The 23,306-nt window shown below is 39.4% G+C and carries 18 protein-coding genes; 10 read left to right on the top strand and 8 right to left on the bottom strand.

All coding sequences use genetic code 11. The features are described 5' to 3' along the window. Nucleotides 1–42 precede the first annotated feature (42 nt). From RMB06_RS10330 to pepN, 5 genes are all read right to left on the bottom strand, one after another. Nucleotides 43–1,062 (bottom strand): spore coat U domain-containing protein, encoded by a 1,020-nt coding sequence (locus RMB06_RS10330; RefSeq protein ID WP_068612007.1) that lies wholly within the window; start codon nt 1,060–1,062, stop codon nt 43–45. Then, complete coding sequence (locus RMB06_RS10325) at nt 1,053–3,512, bottom strand: fimbria/pilus outer membrane usher protein (protein WP_202732253.1); 2,460 nt, start codon at nt 3,510–3,512, stop codon at nt 1,053–1,055. The genes RMB06_RS10330 and RMB06_RS10325 overlap by 10 nt, the downstream gene beginning before the upstream one ends. 9 nt (nt 3,513–3,521) lie before the next feature. Then, entirely contained in the window at nt 3,522–4,226 is a 705-nt protein-coding gene (locus RMB06_RS10320) for a molecular chaperone (RefSeq protein WP_032004775.1), read from the bottom strand. A 73-nt stretch (nt 4,227–4,299) separates the two neighbouring features. After that, the gene (locus tag RMB06_RS10315; RefSeq protein WP_014207080.1) at nt 4,300–4,836 is read right to left on the bottom strand and encodes a spore coat U domain-containing protein; all 537 of its coding nucleotides are present in this window, start codon (nt 4,834–4,836) and stop codon (nt 4,300–4,302) included. A 578-nt stretch (nt 4,837–5,414) separates the two neighbouring features. Then, nucleotides 5,415–8,021, bottom strand: a complete 2,607-nt coding sequence (pepN, locus tag RMB06_RS10310) for an aminopeptidase N (protein ID WP_311079383.1) — start codon at nt 8,019–8,021, stop codon at nt 5,415–5,417. Between the two features lie 318 nt (nt 8,022–8,339). Between pepN and RMB06_RS10305 the strand changes: the two genes are divergently transcribed. The 3 genes from RMB06_RS10305 (at nt 8,340) to thiM (ending at nt 10,768) form a co-directional block, all read left to right on the top strand. Then, nucleotides 8,340–8,597: a hypothetical protein gene (locus RMB06_RS10305; RefSeq protein WP_002119338.1), complete on the top strand. Its 258-nt coding sequence runs from the start codon at nt 8,340–8,342 to the stop codon at nt 8,595–8,597. A 150-nt stretch (nt 8,598–8,747) separates the two neighbouring features. Continuing rightward, on the top strand, nt 8,748–9,905 hold the full coding sequence (locus RMB06_RS10300; RefSeq protein WP_311079381.1) for a hypothetical protein: 1,158 nt from the start codon (nt 8,748–8,750) through the stop codon (nt 9,903–9,905). Between the two features lie 35 nt (nt 9,906–9,940). Next, nucleotides 9,941–10,768: a hydroxyethylthiazole kinase gene (gene thiM, locus RMB06_RS10295; protein WP_311079380.1), complete on the top strand. Its 828-nt coding sequence runs from the start codon at nt 9,941–9,943 to the stop codon at nt 10,766–10,768. 123 nt (nt 10,769–10,891) lie between these two features. On the opposite strand, the gene RMB06_RS10290 is transcribed toward thiM, so the two are convergent. Further along, on the bottom strand, nt 10,892–11,251 hold the full coding sequence (locus RMB06_RS10290; RefSeq protein WP_199983749.1) for a 5-carboxymethyl-2-hydroxymuconate Delta-isomerase: 360 nt from the start codon (nt 11,249–11,251) through the stop codon (nt 10,892–10,894). Nucleotides 11,252–11,294: 43 nt separating this feature from the next. After that, nucleotides 11,295–13,007 carry an AAA family ATPase gene (locus RMB06_RS10285; protein WP_311079378.1) on the bottom strand — a complete coding sequence of 571 codons (1,713 nt, stop codon included), beginning with the start codon at nt 13,005–13,007 and terminating at the stop codon, nt 11,295–11,297. A 230-nt stretch (nt 13,008–13,237) separates the two neighbouring features. On the opposite strand from RMB06_RS10285, the gene RMB06_RS10280 reads away from it, so the two are divergent. Next, nucleotides 13,238–14,410, top strand: coding sequence for an iron-containing alcohol dehydrogenase (locus RMB06_RS10280; RefSeq protein WP_311079376.1), 1,173 nt, complete (start codon nt 13,238–13,240; stop codon nt 14,408–14,410). A gap of 196 nt (nt 14,411–14,606) precedes the next feature. Continuing rightward, the gene (locus RMB06_RS10275; RefSeq protein ID WP_311079374.1) at nt 14,607–15,578 is read left to right on the top strand and encodes an alpha/beta hydrolase; all 972 of its coding nucleotides are present in this window, start codon (nt 14,607–14,609) and stop codon (nt 15,576–15,578) included. Here the strand turns inward: RMB06_RS10275 and RMB06_RS10270 are convergent. Next, on the bottom strand, nt 15,571–16,761 hold the full coding sequence (locus RMB06_RS10270) for a helix-turn-helix domain-containing protein (RefSeq protein ID WP_075384017.1): 1,191 nt from the start codon (nt 16,759–16,761) through the stop codon (nt 15,571–15,573). The two genes, RMB06_RS10275 and RMB06_RS10270, sit on opposite strands and share 8 nt — an antisense overlap. A gap of 142 nt (nt 16,762–16,903) precedes the next feature. Between RMB06_RS10270 and RMB06_RS10265 the strand changes: the two genes are divergently transcribed. The 5 genes from RMB06_RS10265 to RMB06_RS10245 all read left to right on the top strand — a co-directional run bounded on the left by RMB06_RS10265 (nt 16,904) and on the right by RMB06_RS10245 (nt 23,187). Beyond that, complete coding sequence (locus tag RMB06_RS10265) at nt 16,904–18,415, top strand: aldehyde dehydrogenase family protein (RefSeq protein ID WP_086355340.1); 1,512 nt, start codon at nt 16,904–16,906, stop codon at nt 18,413–18,415. Nucleotides 18,416–18,635: 220 nt separating this feature from the next. Further along, nucleotides 18,636–20,072, top strand: a complete 1,437-nt coding sequence (gene eat / locus RMB06_RS10260; protein ID WP_086355341.1) for an ethanolamine permease — start codon at nt 18,636–18,638, stop codon at nt 20,070–20,072. 14 nt (nt 20,073–20,086) lie between these two features. Next, on the top strand, nt 20,087–21,472 hold the full coding sequence (locus RMB06_RS10255) for an ethanolamine ammonia-lyase subunit EutB (protein ID WP_311079370.1): 1,386 nt from the start codon (nt 20,087–20,089) through the stop codon (nt 21,470–21,472). Between the two features lie 10 nt (nt 21,473–21,482). Continuing rightward, the gene (gene eutC, locus RMB06_RS10250; RefSeq protein WP_311079367.1) at nt 21,483–22,298 is read left to right on the top strand and encodes an ethanolamine ammonia-lyase subunit EutC; all 816 of its coding nucleotides are present in this window, start codon (nt 21,483–21,485) and stop codon (nt 22,296–22,298) included. Nucleotides 22,299–22,464: 166 nt separating this feature from the next. Next, nucleotides 22,465–23,187 carry a glutamine amidotransferase gene (locus RMB06_RS10245; protein WP_311079366.1) on the top strand — a complete coding sequence of 241 codons (723 nt, stop codon included), beginning with the start codon at nt 22,465–22,467 and terminating at the stop codon, nt 23,185–23,187. The last annotated feature ends 119 nt before the right edge of the window (nt 23,188–23,306 follow it).

The following is a 23,306-nucleotide window of genomic DNA, read 5'->3' as shown; positions in this document are numbered from 1 at the left end:
GAGCTCTGCTATAAAAAGAGCTCCACATATAAGTTTGAAAGCTTAATAAGTCACCGTAACGACAACACTATCAGAATAGACGCCAGGTCTACTTGCGATGGCAGTGCCTTGCGGAATCTTTCCATACACAGTAGTCGTTTGAGCGCTTCCTGTAGCTGTTTTTGAGACTCCCCCTGTTCCCCCAACATTGGTTACGCCTCCCGTGGCATCCCATACCGTACTATAGTTAGAATCTTTATATAGCTGATAGGGAATAAATTCATTATTACTATTGATCATACGCCTAAAGCCTCCAGCTATACGGTTGTTTCCATCCCCTAAATAAATGCTATATGGCGTTCCAAAATTACAGGTTGTATTCACTGCCCCTTGCGCTGTGTAATCACGCTTAGTCGTACCAATATCATTAATATTGCCGAAATCTACAGTTGAGGTTGAGTTTAATTGGCACAGACTTGGGACCACAAAGTTTGCTGTTAGCAATGTATCGCCTGAATCCCAACCACCAAGTAAATCACCACATGACAAACCCAAAAGATCCATATCCCAATACAACCGAACCGAAGCCGTATATGTTCCTTGAGGGTATGCAATGAGCGACCCCGTTCGAGCTGGTACTTTTATATTTACCGAGTAACTCACAATATTATTTGATGCGACTGTTGGTACTGGGCCATACCACACATTGGAGGTTTGGTTTGTGATAGAAGACCCAGCTCCACCTACAGTTGCAGTAACCGTATACGGTAATGAAACACTGTTAATTGCATTTGTGGTTCCCGTAAATACGGTTTTCATACACATGAAATTAGAAATCTGGGGAAGTCCTAAATTCGTACAAGTAATTGTTCCTGAAAGATTTACGGTTGCATCACTATTAATATTTGCTGCTGTGTAGGTAAACGTATTATTCGTGGTCCCACTTACCGTACAAGCTGCATGCGCCGGACTAAAAAATGCATAAACGAGATAAAATAAGCAAATGCCTACAAAGTATTTTAAAGACAATGGAAAAAACTTATAGCTCTCTATTTGAGCCTTATTCATAATATTTAATGACATACATAAGGTCCCAATTTTTTAGTTGAGTACTGATTACTGTTATAAGTGAAGTCAACTTGGCAGGAGCCATGATCTAGAAGATCGACTTCAAGTTTGTTTTGTTTTAACAGGTTTGGAATAAATACTTCACCGTCGTACCCAACCATCCCATTTTGCTGACCATTAATTCGAATGGTATAACCCGGCATTAACGGTGATTTTTTTTGATCAACCAGTTTCACTAATCCAGAAATAACCTGATGAGCACCAAAGTCAACCAACGTTCCTTGACGGTAACCCACCACTGTTTTTTGATCTGTAGATTTAACATTCCAATTCAGAGGAAGATATGATGGATCTAAATAAATATGGTTCACTTGATATGGCATGAGACTAGGAATCAGAAATCTTCCAGACTTGTCAGTTTCTCCCAAATTGACCCCACCATTTATAATTTGACTTTGTGGCCCAGCATTGGTCACAACTGCGTAGCCATCTCCAATTTCATTGGCCGCAAAGATACGTCCCGCCGCCGCAACCAATGATCCTGTTGCTGAAACTGCAACCTGATCATTATCCCCAAATCGGTTATAGCGTCCCGTCAGGTAAGCTGCTCGGGCACGGTAAGACGCATAGACCGATGCATTGTTTTCATTTGTATCCTGATCTCGCTCAACATAACCGCCCCAGCCAAATGAACCAATTTGGGGTTCTGACAAACCGAATATTTCTTGGCGGTACCGTAGGCTACCGCTGTCACTAGATACACTCGTGATCGCATTCACTTTACTGGACGGGGTATATCTCAGCGCAAAGTAAACTCCATAGTCCTTATGGTTTTCATAATCTTTATAAGCTGATGCATAAAAACCCCAGTTCTTGTCCAGACTTCCACTTAAATTGGTAGACAGTAACTTGTAAGAGTTGTCACTATATTTAATCTGGTTATAGCCCAGATAAAGCCCATAGCCTGCATAAAAGTTATAGTTAATCCCCGCTCTGAAAATCTCATCTGCCAGTGCGCTGTAGTTCAGGTAGTTCTGTGACTCGGCATTAATCTGGTTATCTTTTAAATATCTCACTTGAGACACACGGGCTAGGTCAAAATAGTTATCAAATACTTTGCGGTAACTGGTGTTAAATGAAATATTTTTACTGATGCGCCCTTCCAAACCCAGCAAGGTAGAGTAACCGTTTTCATCTTTATACTGGCTCGCTGCAATGTCAGCATTGATCACGCCAATCCCCAAAACATTCTTGGCAAATCCTGTGCCGAGGTTCGACAGGGCATCTGTTGAAGCCTCTGCACCGCCACTTAAGGTCAGTGAGTTACTGTAGCCGTATCGGATCGCACCTGAGGCAAAGGTGGCATCATCATAATCGTTTGAATACAACCCATAGTTATAACGTGGAACACCCACATCTACTGAAAACTCATTTATGCCTTTTGCCAGAATCTTGGATGAAAAATAGTACGGCTTTTTGGTAAGGCTCTGCTGACCCGTTGCATCGGTGGTCACAAGGGTGACTTCATTTCCTGAAATAAACGGGAGCTGTTTAATATCAAAGGGACCTGATGGCACTAACCCTGAATAAATCTTTTGCTGGTTGACGTATAAATCCAAGGTTGAAGGCAATGCTGCCGAACCGGAGAATTGCGGGAGTGCCGAGGTGACAATATCCCCGCGTTGGCTATAAGCACTCGACCACTGAAAACCGGCAAGACGGACACTGCTTCCCCAATCCGGACTATTGGAAATAAAGTCACCTAGGGTATATATCCTGATCTTTTCAGGGTCGACATATTGCCACTTAGTTTCCAGTCGTACCCACTTTTCATGACTATAACTATTTTCATTACTACCGTTATATAAAACCCCTGATGAGAAGTTACCGATTGCACTGTTAAAAATCCCTTCTGCCGTACCTGAGAAAGCATTCTCATCATTGGTTATGGTGTTATACAGACTGTAATTCAGAATGGCTGCGTTTAAAGGTTTCATCTTTAGCAAATGTGGGTTAGTGACCTGCTGGCCACTTAAGTCAACTGAGTAACCCGTTAACATGTTCGACGGAACTTTTAGGTTTAAAGACTGCTCATTCTCGAGATATTTAAACTGGATTCCGTTTAGATCGTTGATACATACCCACTGGTTATCTGGGATATGTTCATCCATTTTTAGTCTTAAAGTTTTTAAGGCACTAGAACGAATATATAGTTTTCCATCCTTAGATTGCTTTACAGCAACCAAATCTTCAGAAGCATTTGAGTTAATCGAAATATTTAAAAATAGATGAATGAAATTAAGATCTTGCTCCTGCTCATTCGTTCCTACGTGTTTATATTTATTATCGTTACCAACAGATTTAGGAACACTCGGAACTGCAGTATTCGTATAATCTAGTAACTGTTCGGCAAAAGAATACGTAGGAAAATACGCAACACATAAGACACCTATAATGTATTTCATATAAGCCTCTTAAAGTGTGGTTTTCTTACCATTAACTGTTAGAGATACGCTGTATTTATGATTTGGTTGATAGGTAAAGTTACTAATCGAGTAACTTTTCGACTTCTCCGCAAGAATATAACCATTCACAGTATTTACTTTAATGGGATAACTTTTATTCGCTGTTGTATCTACAAGCGTTAAAGTATTTAACAACGCATGTCGGTTACCTATATTGCTAATATTTAAAGAAGGTGTGTTCTGGTTAACATCAATTTTCCAACTCAGTTTGGTAATCGCATCTTTATTTACTACAAATACAGGTAATGATGAGCGAAGTAATACATTTACTCCCTGAGCTGCTTTACGGCTATCAATTGGTTTGGGTAACTCATCAATAATAATACGATAAGTTTTTTCACCAGAAATAGGTTCTGGGTTAATTCTAACTACACGTAAGTTATAAGAGTCACTAGGTTGTAGTTTTAAAAATGGTGGACTAACTACAATCTCATCCGTAGGGATTAATTGATCTTGCCCAGCATTTTGTCTCCACTCAAATACACGCACCTGCAAATCAGCGCTTTCATTTGACTGGTTATATAAACTAATTGAAGCAGCATTTTGATTACTTAATATTTCTACATTTACAGGTGAAAGACGGATTGTTGCGGCGTTAATAGAGCTAGATAAAGATACGAATAATCCCGTAATAATAAAAATATTTTTTTTCATGATTTGCTCAAATATAACTTTTTTAATGTATTAGCCCTTTCAAAAGGGCTAACGTAATTCTAATTTATGCAAATTAATAAGTTACCGTTACAGTCACACTGTCAACATAGCTACCTGCACTTGGTAAAGTTGTTCCTGCAGGAATACGACCATACACATTTACAGTTTGAACATTACCAGTTCCGGTTCCACTGTAGGCTGTCGTTGCAATACCAATTGCTGTGGCACGTCCTGTGTCAGAGAAAAGGTTGTAAGGAATATATTCGTTGCTAGTCGCCCCGCCGATCATGCGACGTTGGGTTGATAAAACATTCTGACCACCATCAAATGACAAAGTCCATGGCACAGTATTATTACAAAGGACTTTAATTGAGGTACCACCAGTTGTTGTGGTATCTGCATCAACATTGCCAGCAAGTGAACTTAATGTACCAAAATCTAAAACGGCATTTGTTGTCGTGCCAGTTGCAGAGGTATTCAATACACAACTATTCGTTACTGTTGCTCGAACAGTTAATGTACCTGTTGCTGTAGCTGCATTTGCCGCATTGAGAGAAAATACTCCTGCAACAACTGCTGATAAATAAATAAAAGTCTTTTTCATGGCCAAAACCTTTTAAACTAAATTGTCGAATTAATAGATATAAAAAATTTAACCCTTATTCTTACAATCATTTTTATTTGACTGCTCTTTTAAAGCTTATTTTTTTATCCTACTTTCCAACATAATACATAAAAATAAATAAAATGCATGTTCACGTTATTATTTTAATTTCTAATCAATAAAACAAATTTACCTAAACCTATCTTACGGATACAAAAAAACAATATTTACAAAATATAAATATTTGATTTAAATAATTTTAATAAAAATACTAGAAAAAATATTAAGATAAATTTAAATAAATATTTCAAAATTTAGCTAACTTTAAAAAATTAGATAATTTTCTAGAGCCAATTTATTTTTTATATTATTTATCCCTTTAATTTTTATTTTATATTATTTCTTAAAAGTGCATCTTCAAAAAACTATTAAAGATTATATTTTATATAAAAATAAAATGATAAAGCTTGATCTACAGATGAACTATGACAAAGATAGTTTTGTTTATTTTAAATATTGAATAGCTATGAGATATAAAAAAATAAAGGCCTCTTTAGAGACCTTTATTTAGTAATTTTAAATAATTAAACGCTCAGCATGCTATTTAAAGTTTCAGAAACATTTTTCGATTTCACTTTAGGCTGCAATGCTTGTAAAGCTTGTTGTAGTTGAGTACGCTGAGGCTCTGCAAGCGTATACCAGCGAGATAAAACCTGTAATAGGCGTGAACCTAAAATTGGGTTTTTCTCGTCAAGATATTCTGCAAGGTTAATAAAGTGAGCTACACCAAAGCCCCAAGTATTTTCTGGATTATTTGACAAGCCACCACTTACCGCACGAATACGATTTGGAGTTGTTAAATCATAGTCTGGATGTTGAGTAAGGTACTCAATTGTTTCTGTTGTCGCATTTGGGTTTGCAGCTTGAATCATAAACCACTGATCTAAAGACAAGGCTTCATCTTTAAAACGGTCATAGAAATCAGCAAGTGCCTCTTGAGCTTGAGGTGCATTTTGCCAAACTAATACACGTAACGCACCTAAACGTTCAGACATATTGCCAGTGTTTTGATATTGGACATGTGCTAATTCAAATGCAGTTTGATCGCCCTGACGAGCCATCATCATGAGCATGATATTTTTTAATGCACGAACACCCATGGCTAACGAGAATTCTTTTTGCAAGTCTGGGTCAAGGGTAAGATAAGTATCTTTCCAGAATGAACCCAACTCTTGTGCCAAACGATTCAGTAAGGCTTCACGTTTTACATGAATATCTGCTGGTGCATAGTTCTGATCAATACGACTACCCAAATAACCTTCACTTGGTACATCAAACAAACGTGATGCTAAAAGCGGGTCACGACCAACCAACTCTGGCAAAGTGCTCTGAATAGCTTGAATGTACGCATCTGCAGAATGGTCTTCTAGCAAAATACGCTCAAGCAAGGTTTGCGTTGCTTGCCATTGGTTAAAGCCGTTGGTTTCGTGTTGAATTAAGAATGCTAATTCAGCATCGGTATAGTCAAAAACAAGATTTACAGGCGCAGAGAAATTACGGAGCAACGACACAACTGGCTGTTCAGTAACACCTGTGAATTCAATGGTTGCTTCGTCTTGATCAAACAAGTACACACCATCTTTAACATCATTTACGAATAAGCTGTCACTGTGCAATGTATATTGTTCACCTGTTTTAGCGTTAAAAAGCGCTAAAGCAACAGGAATTGGAACAGCTTTTAAATTTGGATATTTAGGATGTGCTTTTAGGCTTTGTTTAAAGCTTAAACGGTAAGTTTGTGTCGCTACATCGTACTCACCTTTTGCTTCAAGCTTTGGTGTACCCGGTTGGTTGTACCAAGTTAAGAATGCAGATAAATCGACACCGGAACCCGCAGATAATGCAGCAACCCAATCTTCTACAGTCACGGCTTGGCCATCATGACGGCGGAAATATTCATCCGTACCCTTACGGTATTTTTCTTTACCCAACAAAGTCGACATCATGCGGTTAATTTCCGCACCTTTTTCATAGACTGTAGCTGTGTAGAAGTTATTAATTTCTACAAAGTGATCTGGGCGTGGTGGATGCGATAATGGACCAGCATCTTCAGGGAATTGATGCGATTTAAGTACTGCGACATCGTCAATACGTTGAACTGCAGCAGATTGTAAATCTTCAGAGAAAGATTGGTCACGGAAAACCGTTAAGCCTTCTTTTAAGCACAGCTGGAACCAGTCACGGCAGGTAATACGGTTCCCGGTCCAGTTATGGAAATATTCATGCGCAATCACAGACTGTACTCGCATAATCGCTGCATCAGTTGTGTACTCTTCATCGGCAAGCACACATGAAGTATTAAAGATGTTTAAACCTTTATTTTCCATTGCACCCATGTTGAACTGACTAACAGCAACAATCATATAGTTGTCGAGGTCATAAGCACGGCCGTAGTGTTCTTCATCCCAACGCATTGAATGCTTTAATGCTTCCATTGCGATATGGCATTTTGGAATGTCTTTCTCGATTGCATAGATTTCTAGAGCAACATCACGCCCTTCCGAAGTCGTATAACGATCTCTAAGAACAGCTAAATCACCAATAACACAAGCAAACAAATAGCTTGGTTTTTTAGTTGGATCTTGCCAGATCGCAAAGTGACGGTTTTCACCCACCTCACCTGTTTCAAGCAAGTTACCATTGGCAAGTAACACTGGATATTTTTTGTCTGCTTCTACACGTGTCGTAAAGACTGAAAGAACATCTGGACGGTCTGGATAGAATGTAATTTTGCGGAAACCTTCAGGTTCATTCTGGGTTACAAACAATTCATCTGCTTTATATAAACCTTCAAGCTGAGTGTTGGTTTCAGGATGAATAATCACTTGAGTCTGTAAAATGACTTCATCTGGTGCATCAGTGATCACCAGTTGTTCACTATCGAGTGAATATTGTGCAGGAGTAAGATCTTGACCATTGAGCTGAATAGACTGCAACTCAAGATCACGGCCCAATAACACCAAGTCTCCAGCAGTTTGACGCTTCATGACTAATGTTGAATCAACAATTGTTTTATCGTCATATACTTGAATATCAAGATTAATGGATTCAACCAAGAACGAAGGTTTTTGATAATCTTTTAAATAAACTGTTTGATCTGCCTGAACTGGAGGCTGTGCCGCAATATTCATCTTTATTCCTTATATACTTTTCGGAAACCGTTGTACGAATTTTATGAACTTGATCATACACATTCATACATACCGTGTTTGTTTACCTTTATAAAATTAATGGGACTTCATTTATACATTTCAAATTAGAATCGTCTTTTATTAGCACAGATTAGACCAAATTTACGATAATCGTTGCTTATATAATCAATCTATACAATAAAAATAAAACAACTTCAGCTTTTAACATTTTTTAGAGTCAGCTTACATTTTGGGCATAGTTCTTGCCTTCATTAATACACCAATATAAATATTTCAATCAGAACAAGAGGTGTCAGTATGGAATTAAAAGCACATTTTCATCGTTTAGAAAATATTAAAGCGATTCATGATCTAAACGCAGCTGGTCTCGATCACCATGTGATTGCGGTGTTTTTATCTGCAGAAGGTATTTCAATGACTGCTCAGGAGGTAACTTCTATCGTCAATACTTACGACGCTTTAGGTAAAGTAAAACTACCAAGTAAAAAAGTGCAGGCACTTATTAATGCCAAAAAGCTTGGACAGAATGATGAGAGCTTGCCGTGCCCTGTTTAATTTTAATTTTTAAACCCTTATGAAAACCTAAAGTTAAGACAAGACTTTAGGTTTTCTATTTTTGCACCAAACAAAAAGACAATCTCAGCTATCGGCAATGCGGCTGTGTATAATAGCTCTATCCTTACTAATTTATGCATTCGGAGCGAAATGGTCTTACAAATTCTACAGAAACAGCTAGATGAAAGTAGCCATTGTCCTCTCTGCCAAGCTTCAATGTACTGGGTAGATGCCGAGCAATTTGAACAAGACATTCAGTTTCATGAATGCAGTCATTGTCAGCACCGTGTATTTAAAGATACGAAAATGACTTGTCATTGTGAAACATGCACAAAACAACGAAAAAAGCTTTTACAGCAAACACGTCTACAAGAACAACGCCAGTTCAAGTCAAAAGATCAACCACAACGTAGTTTGGAACAACTTAGTTTTTTGCATAAACTTTTTTTACTCAGCCTGCTCGACGATTATGCACGAGACGATGTTGCTCATGATGAATACATTCACTGGGACAAAATTAAATATCAGTCCATTACACCAAACTGGATGTTTCAAAACTATCTGATTAAGCAACTCCATAAAGATGGAATTTTAAATGCCCAAGATCAAGCGGATGAACCTCAGTGCTTTTATTTAAACATTCGCTTGGACGGTTATAGTGACCCAAGTTTATTTAGTGTAGCCCAGCAACTACGCTACTGGTTTTATGAAAATTTAAGTCTTGGTATCCCGTTTCGTAGTGCCGATGAAGTAAAAGACGTACTTTTTCAGGTGCTCTATCAAGAGATTATTCAGTTTATGCAGTTCTATTGCCGAACTTGGGGCATTCAAATTGCAGGAAGCTCTAATTTTCAAACTTTTTGCTATCGTTTAATGGATTCATTGGCAATTGGTCAGATTTATTATTTAATTCAAACCGCACTTGAGTATCTTTATAAACAGAAAGCCCTACAGCCGCGTAATGAAAAATTTATTAACACCAATTTGTTAAAGAAAACCTTAGAGCAATATCGTGAGAGAGCCTTAGCTGAAAAGTGGGAAACCTCAATGCTGCCTCGCCCTCACAATATTCCCTACAGTAAAATGAGTTATATTTTACTTAACCGCTTCTTAGGCTACGACGAACAGATCTTTGTACAACCTGTCTGGAAAGCATGGCGAAAAATTGAACCTCGATTAAACTTTTATTCAGTTAAACGCTGTATGCATTGTGGTTCAAATGATTTAAGTGTTGATTATGATGCGGCAGATTATGTTTCTTTAATTTGCCAAAGATGTAAGCATCAAGATCATTATTTTACTCACTAAATCTACAATCACTTTGGCTTAATAAGGATAATAACATGACATCAGCATCGACTTTGATTGAGCAGGTAATTGACGCTTGGCAAAACATGCAGGCAAAGACGCCTCTTGTGCAATGCATTACCAATAGCGTCGCGGCCAACTATACAGCCAATGTTTTACTTGCTTCTGGTGCTTCACCTGCCATGATCGATAATCCTTATGAAGCAGAAAGTTTTACCAAAATTTCATCGGCTTTAAGTATCAATTTAGGCACCCCGACTTCAGAGCAAATGCAGGCCATGCAAATCTCTGCAAAAACAGCACAGCTTAATAACATTCCATGGGTGCTTGATCCAGTCGGCTATGGACCAATTTTAGCTTGGCGTAGTCAAATGACAGACGAGCTTTTACAGTTCAAGCCAAGCATTATTCGTGGTAATGCTTCAGAAATTAGTACACTTGCAGGCAACCAAGTTCAATCTAAAGGTGTCGATAGTACTCTAAGTAGTGATCAAGCCTATCAACAGGCTTATACACTATTAGCACATGCGGACTGTATCGCTATTTCAGGTGAGTCAGATTATATTTTATCTAAAGAATTAGACGTCGTTATTCAAGTGAACGGCGGAAGTCCTTTACAACCAAAAATCACAGCAACAGGCTGCGCTTTGGGTGCGTTAATCGCAGCATATAGTGCAGTAACGACGCCAACAATTGCTGCTCTTTCAGCTCATGTTCATTTTGCGATTGCGGGTAAACTCGCTGCAAATCAAGCCCAAACTATGGGAAGTTTTAGCACCATCTTCATGGATTACATCCATATGCTAGATGACAACTTGATTGAGCAATATGCAGATATTAAGCTTTTAGACATACAGGCATAATCTAGGTTATACCTGTATCACACTAGACTCACTTTAAAAGTAAGTAGATGTCTGTTCATTCGAAAGCACTACTTTTACATAGTGCTGATCGCTATTCTTGATCGAAATTGCGCTTTTTTAGAATTATACAACTTGCTTAAAGTAATCTTCTCTTGGCATATCGATAAGCTCAACGCACAATTGAATTTCTTTATTAAACTCTGGCTGTAGATATTTTTTGTTGCTGAGTGCCGCTAATAACTGCTCACCCATAAGTTGTTTTTGTTCAGCTGTTCTTCCTGACAATATGTAGGCTTTTACATGAATATAAGCTTGTTCCAGTCCCAAACCAATCAAGAAAACATCATCTTTACGCGCGCGGCTTTTAATGTCTTCCGGACTAAATAGCTCTGTTTCAATCAGTGTGGTATTAATTTCTTCAAGTAATTGTTTTGCGTTTAATCCAGTTAAATTTTCTGAATAATCAACTACAACGTGCGGCATAGCCACCTCAATTTATATAATAAGTCATTAAGCTAATTAAACTTTACTCAATAAATAATAAAGCTAATCGGACCTGATCATATCCCATTCGAGGACTGGTTGCTTCAACAATTGGTCTTAGTTTGATCGAACCATCATCAGAAAAATGATCTGGATTTTGGCGCTTTTTCAGCTTCTTATAAATTTTACGAATTTCTTCGACCACTTCTTCACCCGGATGAGCAACCGAAATATCTAGCTTTTGCTCTTTATGAAGTCGAGCCAAGTGATTAATAATTGTCGCTGGGGTTAAACCACGTTCATGCGCGATGTCTTCAATCTCATAGCCTTCTTCAAACAAAACACGTGTCTCATCTAAAGTTGCCGTAGCGTAATTTTGCTTGCCACCTTTTGCGAGTTTCTTCTCATTACGAGAGATCTCGGTTTCATTTAAGGTACCGCCACAATGACGAATAAATGCTTTATGCTGAGCCGTTAAGTCTACATCTGCAAAGTTGTCTTCGGCTTCTTTTGAAAGCTCTTGGAAACGGCGATCGGCTTTGACAGCTAAACTGTCTAACTCTAAAGCTTGCTCGTTAATACCTAATAATTTTAGACCAGTTAAAGATTTTAAGCGCGACAATGCAACATAACCCTGACCTTTCTCGAAGGTATTCATCAGGTTAATTTCAGCCGCTTCTAAAGTCATCCCTTGGCTTTTATGAATAGTAATCGCCCACGCTAAACGAAGTGGGATTTGCTGAAAACTTGCAATCACTTTGCCTGCTTCATTTTCAACGGACCACGTTTCAGGAGCAACCAGCAAAGTCGTGCCATCAGTCAGTTTTACTTTCGGCAGTAAGCCATTTTCGTCATCTTCCTCAAAGCCGATGACTTCACCCAAACTTCCGTTGATATAGCCCATATCAAAGTTATTTTTTACAAACATGACTTTGGCATGCTTTTTAAGTGTGAGTTCTTCTGGCGCACGCACTGAAGATTTTAAAGTTTCTAATAACTTTTCATTACCATCTAAAACTGCATTGAATTGATGCCCTTCATTATCAATTTCATTTAAGTGCTGATAATTGATATTGTCAACATCCATATTGTGCGTATAAAGACGAGTAAAGGTCTCACCAATATCATGCGAGCGTGATTGACGCAGCGCTTGTAAATGATCGGGATGAATATTTTGTGCACGAATGGCATTTAAAATCTGGTTCAGAATTTCATCGTCTTGACGGTGCTGCTCTGTTAAATAACATACACGGAATTTAGCTTCGACCCATGCATCAGACATAAAGCAGAACTTATCACGGTTGGCTTCACCATTACGGCCTACAGGCGGCAACTGGAAGAAATCTCCAGCCACAATGACTTGAATACCGCCAAATGCTTCATCGCTTTCTTTAAAATATTTTAGAACTTGATTGACCAGATTGAGCTGTTTCGCGTGTAACATCGATATCTCATCAATCACAAGAACTTGCGCATTTTCAAGGTTTTCCTTGAGATATTTACGCTCTTTCATGCGTTTTAGATCATCATCAGTTAACAGATCTTTAATGCCAATGCCAGCCCATGTATGAATGGTCATACCGTTCATATGTGTTGCTGCAATACCTGTAGACGCCGTAATTGCCACAGGCACTTTACGTGCTTTGAGGTATTGGATGTACTGATTAAGTGTATAGGTTTTCCCTGCACCAGCCGAACCGGTTAAAAAGACATTTTCACCTGCTTTAAGCAGTTTAAGCGCAGTTTCCTGTTTCATAATCTCATATGTACATCTTCAACAGCCCATAGCTTAACGATTTTCCCGAAAAAATTAAATGAATGTGCCAAACTTTCTAAAAAGTACTTATAAATCAAAAATTAAAAGCAAAATAATATTTGGTAGGTTTTTGGTAGGTAGGAAAATAAACTTCACATCACAATACTAAGGCCATGGTGAGGCTCACCTGTAATAACAAACAATGGATTTATGGAAGAAGGAATCACTCCATGGCTTTTAAAAATATTGCAGATCAAACAAACGGTTTTTATATTCCATGCGTATCACTCTTTGGACCAGGATGTGCTAAAGAAATTGGTACAAAGGCACAAAACCTCGGCGCAAAAAAAGCATTAATTGTGACCGATGAAGGCTTATTTAAATTTGGTGTTGCAGATCTTATCGCGAACTATTTAACAGAAGCAGGCGTCGCGAGCCATATTTTCCCAGGTGCTGAACCTAACCCAACCGATATTAATGTTCACAACGGTGTTAATGCCTATAACGAAAATGGCTGTGACTTTATTGTCTCTCTAGGTGGCGGTTCATCTCACGACTGTGCAAAAGGGATTGGTTTAGTCACTGCGGGTGGCGGTCATATTCGTGACTACGAAGGCATCGATAAAAGTAAAGTCCCAATGACACCACTCATTGCAGTGAATACAACGGCTGGTACTGCATCGGAAATGACTCGTTTCTGTATTATTACCAATACCGATACTCACGTAAAAATGGCGATTGTTGACTGGCGTTGTACCCCACTTATTGCCATTGATGACCCGAAACTTATGATTGCAAAACCGGCTGGTTTAACGGCTGCAACAGGTATGGATGCGCTAACACATGCGATTGAAGCATATGTTTCTACGGCGGCAAACCCAATTACTGATGCCTGTGCAGAAAAAGCCATCACCATGATTAGCCAGTGGCTCCAACCTGCTGTTGCAAATGGCGAAAATATCGAAGCACGTGATGCGATGAGCTATGCACAATACTTGGCTGGCATGGCGTTTAACAACGCATCTTTAGGTTATGTTCACGCAATGGCGCACCAGTTAGGCGGTTTCTACAACCTACCTCACGGCGTATGTAATGCAATCTTGTTGCCACACGTATGTGAATTTAACTTAATTGCTTGCCCAGATCGCTACGCAAAAATCGCAGAGTTAATGGGTGTAAAAACTCACGGACTTACCGTAACAGAAGCTGCGTATGCTGCAATTGAGGCCATTCGTAAACTGTCTTCATCAATTGGTATTCCATCTGGCTTAACCGAGCTTGGTGTAAAAACTGAAGACCTTGCAGTGATGGCAGATAATGCTCAAAAAGATGCATGTATGCTCACCAACCCTCGTAAAGCAAATCATGCACAAGTTGTGGAGATTTTCAAAGCAGCACTTTAATACCGATGTAATGGCATATCCCTCTAGTAAGTCAAATCCCTCCGACCGTTGACTTACTTTTTTGGGGAATACTTAGCTCCAGCGGTATTCCCTTTTTTTTAGAACCTATACTCCAACCTTTTCCAAACCTGATTGACAATTCGCCCATTTCATTGAAGGATACTCAGCATGTCTTAATTACAATAGCTCGATAAAAATGAATACATCTTTAGCTAATCAAACTTATGTTCCAGATATTTTAGGTACAGGTTACGAACAGCTCACACTTAGTTTTCCTGATGATTATGAAGGGAAAGTTGTAGCCACCTTAGTGCGTAAAAAAGCCGCTCAATCTACTCAAAAAGCCGTACTATATATTCATGGTTTTTTAGATTATTTCTTTCAAACCGAAATGGCTGAGCAATTCAATGCTCAGGGTTACGACTTCTATGCACTTGATTTAAGAAAATATGGCCGCTCAAAACTGCCTCATCAAATTTTCTATAATGTGCTCGATTTAAATGAATATGATGCCGAAATTACTCAAGCATTAGAGATTATTGGTGAAGAGCAACACACTCAGGTTTTACTCGCAGGCCATTCAACTGGTGGTTTGACAGCAACGCTTTATGCTGCTCATCATCCAGATCATCCTCTTATTAAAGTGCTATGGGCAAATAGTCCGTTTTACGACTTTAATTTAAGTCTAGTCGAAAAGAAGTTTGGTATTCCAATGCTCAGTCGAGTAGGAAAATATCTACCAAAAGTTAAATTTCCAAGCCAATTAAACAAATGGTACACCACCAGTCTTCACAAGCAGCTCAAAGGCGAATGGGAGTTCAACCTTGACTGGAAACCAACCTCTGCCCCTACAGTTCAGCTCAGCTTTGTACATGCGATTCATACGGCGCAAAAAGAGATTCACCGCGGAGTTAAACTGAACGTTCCCGTACTAATTATGCATTCCCATCAAACTAAAAATCCAAAAAAATGGGGAATAGATGCGACTCAAAGTGACGTAATTTTAGATGTTAAAGATATTGAGAAACATGGTAAAAAAATTAAAGGTGATGTCTCTGTAGTCTCTATTCACAATGGATTGCATGACTTAGTCCTTTCAGCCCAGCCAGTACGAGAACAAGTCTATCAACAATTGTTCCAGTGGCTGGATCAAAAATTACTTAACTAAGCTTAGGTGAGTCAAGGTATTTTACCAGCAGTTGATGCGCAGGATGTTCACTTGGTAAGAGCTCCATAAGGCGTTCTACCGCATCAATTGCTTCAGGGAAATGAGCTAGATGCTTTAACAGTAAATCTGTTTCTTGGGTTTTAAAAATTGCATCGCTCAAGCGTGACTCAAGGCAGTCGCGCCATGCACATAAAAACGGACTTTCAGTTTTTGCCAGAAATACACCAGTGTAAAGCTGCAAAGCCGAGGCTGCATATCCCGCATCGAGCGCTTGTTCAGCTTGTAAAAAATCGGCTTCAACATGCACCAGCAAACGATATGGACGTGAACCAAGTAAACCACCCAAAATATCTCGCAGTTGAGACATTTCAGCTTTAAGCGTACCCATACTGACTTTACGTTCGCCATACAGCGCCTGATAAAGATGCTCTAAAGTTAAACCATGCGGACATAGTGCCAATATGGTTAAAATTTCAATTTGACGCGGCGTTAATAATAAACTTTTGCCGTTAAATTTAACTTGCGGCGTCGAAAATGCACGGATATGTAATTGCTGGCGCTGCTGCTCTAGCAAAGCAGATTGAATAATGGATGCACAACGTTCAGCAGCCAGAATTCCTAAACTATTATGGTTCTTCCATGTGGTTGATAAATCAACAACACCTAGCGTTTGTTTTGAGTATGGATCGATAATCGGTGCGGCATAACACACCCAATCATGAATCGACTCCATGTAATGTTCGTTTGAAAAAACACAGCTTGATTGTTGAGTTTTTAAAGATAAAGCCAAGGCATTGGTGCCCACAAATTCTTCACGCCACTGACCACCTTGTACAAAATGTACACGCTCAGCAGCACTTTGCATTTGAGCACTTGGTGCCGTCCAGATAATCGTACTGCCGATATCACCGACAGCAATTACCATTGAAGATTGCTCTGCAATATGACGTAAGTCGTCGGCACATTGGGTTAAAGCCATATCTAAAGCATTCTGTGAAGCAGTTTTTTTCTCGACTAATGGAGCCGCAAAACGCTCTTTAGGAATCGCAGCAGAGGCTGATCGTTCCCATGAGCTTGCAATACTTTGGCCGAGTTTGGCAGCGTTCTGAGGAGAGAGACTATTTTGCGTGCGCAGTTGATCAATCAACGTCCGTTGCTGCAATAAATCCTTTTTTGTGAACATTTGTAAATTCCTTATATATCCACATTTCTATTCCAACCTTTCTCCAACCTTCTTCTTTATATCCTAATTATACAAAGTACGAAAGTACCTACTGACAGGGTTCTTGTTAGTCTTTAGTCCTAAAAAGCAAAGGAATATTTATATGCGCTATATCGATCCAAATCAACCAGGCTCAAAAGTTCAATTTAAATCACAATACGAAAATTTTATTGGCGGTGAATGGGTGGCACCTTTAAAGGGTGCATATTTTGACAATGTATCTCCTGTTGATGGAAAAGCTTTCACACGTATTCCACGCTCTAGTGCCGAAGATATTGAACTCGCTCTAGATGCAGCACATAAAGCGAAAGCAACATGGAATAAAGCATCACCGACGGTACGCTCAAATATACTTTTAAAAATTGCTGATCGTTTAGAAGCAAATCTTGAAATGCTTGCGGTTGCAGAAACTTGGGATAACGGTAAAGCAGTTCGTGAAACTTTAGCAGCTGACCTTCCGCTTGCGATTGACCATTTCCGTTATTTCGCTGGATGTATTCGTGCTCAAGAAGGTGGCATCTCTGAAATTGACGAAGATACCATTGCTTATCATTTCCATGAACCACTCGGTGTAGTTGGTCAAATTATTCCATGGAACTTCCCAATTTTGATGGCAGCATGGAAACTTGCACCTGCTTTAGCGGCTGGTAACTGTGTGGTGATTAAGCCAGCTGAACAAACGCCAGTAGGTATTTTGTTGGTGGCTGAACTCATCCAAGATATTTTACCGCCGGGTGTACTTAATATTGTCAATGGTTTCGGTTCAGAAGTCGGCCGCCCGTTAGCGACAAACCCACGTATTGCAAAAATCGCATTTACAGGTTCAACTCAAACTGGACAAATGGTAATGCAATATGCGACTGAAAATATTATTCCAGTCACCTTAGAACTTGGCGGTAAGTCACCAAACCTTTTCTTTGAAGATATCATGGATAAAGAAGATGACTTCTTAGAAAAAACGCTTGAAGGTTTTGCTATGTTTGCCTTAAACCAAGGTGAAGTATGTACTTGCCCTTCTCGTGCTTTAGTACAAGAAAGCATTGCTGATCAGTTCTTAGAGATGGCTGTCGAGCGTGTAAAACGTATTAAAACTGGTCATCCACTTGATACTGAAACGATGATTGGTGCTCAAGCATCTCTACAACAACAAGAGAAAATCTTACGTTGTATTAACACGGGTCGTGAAGAAGGTGCAGAACTCTTACTTGGTGGTAACGGCCGTAAAGAAGTAGGCGATGGTTACTATGTCGATCCGACTATTTTTAAAGGTCACAATGGCATGCAAGTTTTCCAAGAAGAAATTTTTGGACCTGTACTTGCTGTGACAACGTTCAAAGACTTTGACGATGCAATTAAAATTGCCAATGACACCATGTATGGTTTAGGTGCAGGTGTATGGTCACGTTCAGCTCACATTTCTTATCGTGCAGGTCGTGCTATTGAAGCTGGCCGTGTCTGGACAAACTGCTACAACATCTACCCTGCACATGCTGCATTTGGTGGTTACAAGAAGTCTGGTATTGGCCGTGAAAATCACAAGATGATGCTAGATCATTATCAACAAACTAAAAACTTGTTGGTGAGTTATTCAACTAAACCAATGGGCTTCTTCTAAGTTTCGCACCAAGTTGATACCAAACTATCAACACCAGAAAGAAGTAAGATGACTAATCATATAAGAAGCCAGTAATTTAGATTGCTGGCTTCTTTATTTCCTATTGTTAAGCTTGAATTTTTATCATCTAGAATAAAAAAGCTCCATCTATTCTCTAAAGTGCTTCATTTAGGCATTGCTTTTGCATTGATTCATACAAACCCACTCGCAGGAGTATTGTATGAATCAACCAGAAACAGCTTCCGTCATTTCTTCAAGCACAGAAGTTTCATCAGCAGAATATTTTGCTCAGCGTCAACTCAAACAAGGTACGGTTGGTTGGTTACTCCTGATTGGTTTAGGCGTAGCGTATGTGATATCAGGTGATTTTGCTGGCTGGAACTTCGGCATTGCTCAAGGTGGTTGGGGTGGCATGTTTATTGCCACTGCCCTCGCTGCAATCATGTATCTGTGCCTATGTCTTTCTATGTCAGAAATGTCCACCATGATGCCAACAGCAGGTGGCGGTTATAGTTTTGCCCGTGCTGCTTTTGGTCCTTTTGGAGGCTATTTAACAGGAACAGCTATTTTAATTGAATACGCAATTGCTCCTGCGGCGATTGCCGTATTTATTGGCGGTTATTGCGAATCTCTATTTGGCATTAATGGCTGGATGATTTACCTCGCCTGCTACGCCATTTTTATGGGCATACACCTCAAAGGTGCTGGCGAAGCCTTAAAAATCATGTTTGCCATTACGCTTGTCGCAGCTGTTGCTCTGGTTGTGTTTATTGTGGCAATGATTCCACACTTTAATACACAAAATTTATTTGATATTCCAGTTGGCACAGCAGCTGGTGCAAGTCGTTTTCTACCTCATGGCTATTTAGGCATCTGGGCCGCAGTTCCCTTTGCAATCTGGTTTTTCCTTGCAGTTGAAGGTGTGCCATTAGCCGCCGAAGAAGCAAAAGATCCAGCAAAATCCCTGCCACGCGGTTTAATCGGAGCAATGCTCATCTTAACGGCCTTTGCCATGCTCATTTTATTCTTAGGTGCAGGTGCAGCGGGTGCAAGTAATTTACAAAACTCTGGCGCTCCCCTCGTCGATGCTCTGGTTAAAGTGTATGGCACCAATACTTGGCTTGCGACTTTTGTTAACTTTGTTGGTTTAGCAGGTTTAATCGCGAGTTTCTTTTCAATTATCTATGCCTATTCACGTCAAATTTTTGCACTCTCTCGTGCTGGCTACTTACCTACTTCACTCTCTTTAACCAATAAAAATAAAGCCCCTTATCTCGCAATTATTATTCCAGGTATTATCGGGTTCTTGCTTTCACTCACCAAAGAAGGTGATTCACTCATTTTAATCGCGGTTTTTGGTGCCACCATTTCCTATGTATTGATTCTTTTATCTCACATCAAACTACGCCTATCTAAACCCGACATGCCTCGTCCTTATAAAACTCCTGGAGGAATCTTCACTTCAAGCATTGCACTGATTTTAGCAGTCGCTGCTGTGGTCGCAGGCTTTGTTGTTAATCCGAAAGTTTGGTTTATTGCTGCCGCTATTTATATCGTATTTATTGCTTACTTTTTATTCTATAGCCGTTATCATTTAGTGAAAGGTACACCAGAAGAAGAGTTTGCAAATATTAAAGCCGCAGAACAAGAACTATAAAAAAGGATGCAACTATGAGTTATCGCAATATTGTCGCCAATCAACAGTATCACTTTGCTGACTTGAAGACCTTGATGGCAAAAGCTACACCGTTACGTTCAGGCGATGAGTTAGCAGGTGTAGCTGCCAGAGATGCAACCGAACATGTTGCGGCACAAATGACTTTGGCCGATGTACCGCTTAAAATTTTTTTAAATGAGGTTGTGGTCGATTATGAAACTGATGAGATTACCCGTTTAATTATTGATGAACATGATCTAGCAGCCTTTGCCCCTATTTCACACTTTACAGTAGGCGATTTTCGAAATTGGTTACTTGGTGAAGAAGCGACTGCACAAAGCTTAAAAGCCTTAGCGTCAGGTTTAACTCCAGAAATGGTGGCTGCTGTCAGCAAAATTATGCGCAATCAAGATTTAATTTATGTCGCCAGCAAATGTGAGGTAATTACCCAATTTCGCAACACGATCGGTTTAAAAGGCCATCTTTCTACCCGTTTACAACCGAACCACCCTACCGATGATGTGCTTGGTATTTCTGCAAGTATTTTAGATGGTTTGATGTATGGCAATGGTGATGCCGTAATTGGCATTAACCCCGCCACAGATAATCTTCATAATTTGTCAGAGCTACTAAAATTGCTTGATCATGTCATTCAGGAATATCAAATTCCAACGCAATCTTGTGTACTTACCCATATCAGCTCAGGTATTCAACTGGCTAAAAAAAATGTGCCAATTGATTTAATGTTCCAATCAATTGCCGGTACCCAACTAGCTAATGAAGGTTTTGGAATTTCACTCGATTTACTACAAGAAGGATATGAAGCCACACTTGCACTCAAGCGCGGAACCATTGGACAAAACGTCATGTACTTTGAAACGGGCCAAGGCAGTGCGTTATCCAGCAATGCACATCACGGCGTTGACCAGCAAACATTAGAAACGCGTGCTTATGCAGTCGCCCGTAAATACAATCCGCTTTTAGTAAATACAGTCGTCGGCTTTATTGGCCCCGAGTACCTATTTAACGGTAAACAAATTATACGTGCAGGTTTAGAAGATCACTTCTGCGGTAAGTTACTTGGAGTACCGATGGGCTGCGACATTTGTTATACCAACCATGCCGATGCTGACCAAAATGATATGGATGTTCTCCTTACTCTGTTTGGTGCTGCGGGCATTAACTTTATTATGGGAATTCCGGGTTCAGATGATGTCATGCTCAACTATCAAACGACCTCATTCCATGATGCCCTCTATTTAAGACAACTCCTCGGTTTAAAACCCGCTCCTGAGTTTTCAGCTTGGCTTGAACAGCAAGGTATTTTTAAACAACAAAACTCTCAAATCTGTTGGGCAGACCACATGCCCGACCAATTCTCTCGTCTGCTCATGAACTAGGGAGAACACCATGAAACTGAACCGTGATATTCAATATCCATCTTCTACCCATCAAGATCAGTGGGAAAAACTTAAACAATTTACTGATGCCCGCATTGCATTAGGACGCGCTGGTTGTAGTATCCCAACACAAGCCTTACTTGAGTTCCAGTTGTCGCATGCGCAAGCAAAAGATGCGGTTTATCAAGATATGGATGTTTCTTATTTGTCTGAGCAATTAGCACAACGGCAGCTGCAAAGTGTTCATATACAAAGTAATGCACCTAATAAAGAACTTTATCTTAAACGTCCTGATTTAGGTCGTCAGCTTTCAACTCCATCAAAAGATGCCTTAATTAAAGAGTATGCAGAAAATCCGAAGCCATATGATGTTTGTATTATGGTCGGTGACGGGCTCTCCGCAAGAGCGATTGAAGCGAATGCCATCCCATTTATTACAGCGCTAAGTGAATACATTCAGCAAGAAAACTGGAGCCTTGCACCAATTGCAATTGCGACAGGCAGTCGGGTTGCTCTTGGTGATGAGGTTGCTGAAATCTTTAAGGCACCCATGCTTGTGATGCTCATTGGTGAGCGTCCGGGTTTAAGCTCTCCTGATAGTATGGGAATTTACTACACGTTGAATGCATATTCAGGCTGCCTCGATGCTAAACGTAATTGTATTTCCAATGTCCGTTCAGCAGGCTTAAGTATTCCTGTGGCAGTACAACGGTTAATGGCACTCATGAAAAAATCAAAACAGCTTGGTTTCTCAGGAGTTAATCTAAAAGATGAGCATCAACTTTCAAATATAGATTTTGAAGAAACTCAAAAGCTATTATTTTAAGCAATGGAATATGCAAAGAGATTTATTGGAAAATAGATAATCCTTTGCATAACAATATTATCTTAACGAAAAATATCAATTTTCAGGTATTGACGATTTATACAGATATTTTCTTCTTTATATTTATCGCTATACTCCACCTATTGATCTTCTATGAATCATTTGTATGAGCACAACAAACGCCTTCCCAAAAACTATTTATGCCATTCAGCATCTTGCTTTCGAAGACCTAGGTTCATTAGAAGATGTCTTTTATCAACTTGGCTTCCGCGTCCGTTATTTTGAAGCGGGTGTAGATGATTTAACTGCTGCTTTTGCACACGATGGATTAACTATTATTTTAGGTGGCCCAATCGGGGTTTATGAAACTGAAGATTATCCATTTTTAAAAGATGAAATTGCCTTACTTAAACAACGTTTAGCAGCAGATAAACCTACACTAGGTATTTGTTTGGGGGCACAGCTTATTGCTCATGCACTTGGTGCAAAAGTATATGCAGGACATCAAAAAGAAATTGGCTGGGGTCCACTCAGCTTAAGCTTACGCGCTAATCAGGTATTATCTGCTTTGCTTAATAATGTCCATGTTCTACATTGGCATGGTGACACTTTCGACCTCCCTGAAAACGCGGTGTTATTAGCTAGTTCAGAGATTTATACCAATCAAGCATTTGAAGTTGGAAATAATATTCTCGCGTTGCAGTTTCATATTGAAACAACAGAAGAAAATTTTGAGAAATGGCTCATTGGTCATACATGTGAACTTCGCCATGCAAATATTTCAATTCCAAAACTTCGCGAAGAAAATCAGCAATATGCTCAAAATCTCGAACATGCTGCTTTTGATGTTATTCAAAAATTCTTAAAAAGAATTGGTTATGGTGGATAAACTATAAAGATTCTAATGTTCGCGGATACTAAATTTTACCATTTGGTATGATTGCTTGCTTATTTTTCAAACAAAGAGAGTGCTATATTCGCCTTTAACAAACATTTAATAAAATTTTC

Origin of the sequence: Acinetobacter sp. V104_13, from assembly GCF_031798995.1 — a bacterium.
Taxonomy (GTDB): domain Bacteria; phylum Pseudomonadota; class Gammaproteobacteria; order Pseudomonadales; family Moraxellaceae; genus Acinetobacter; species Acinetobacter pittii.
This window is presented reverse-complemented; position numbering and strand designations above follow the sequence as displayed.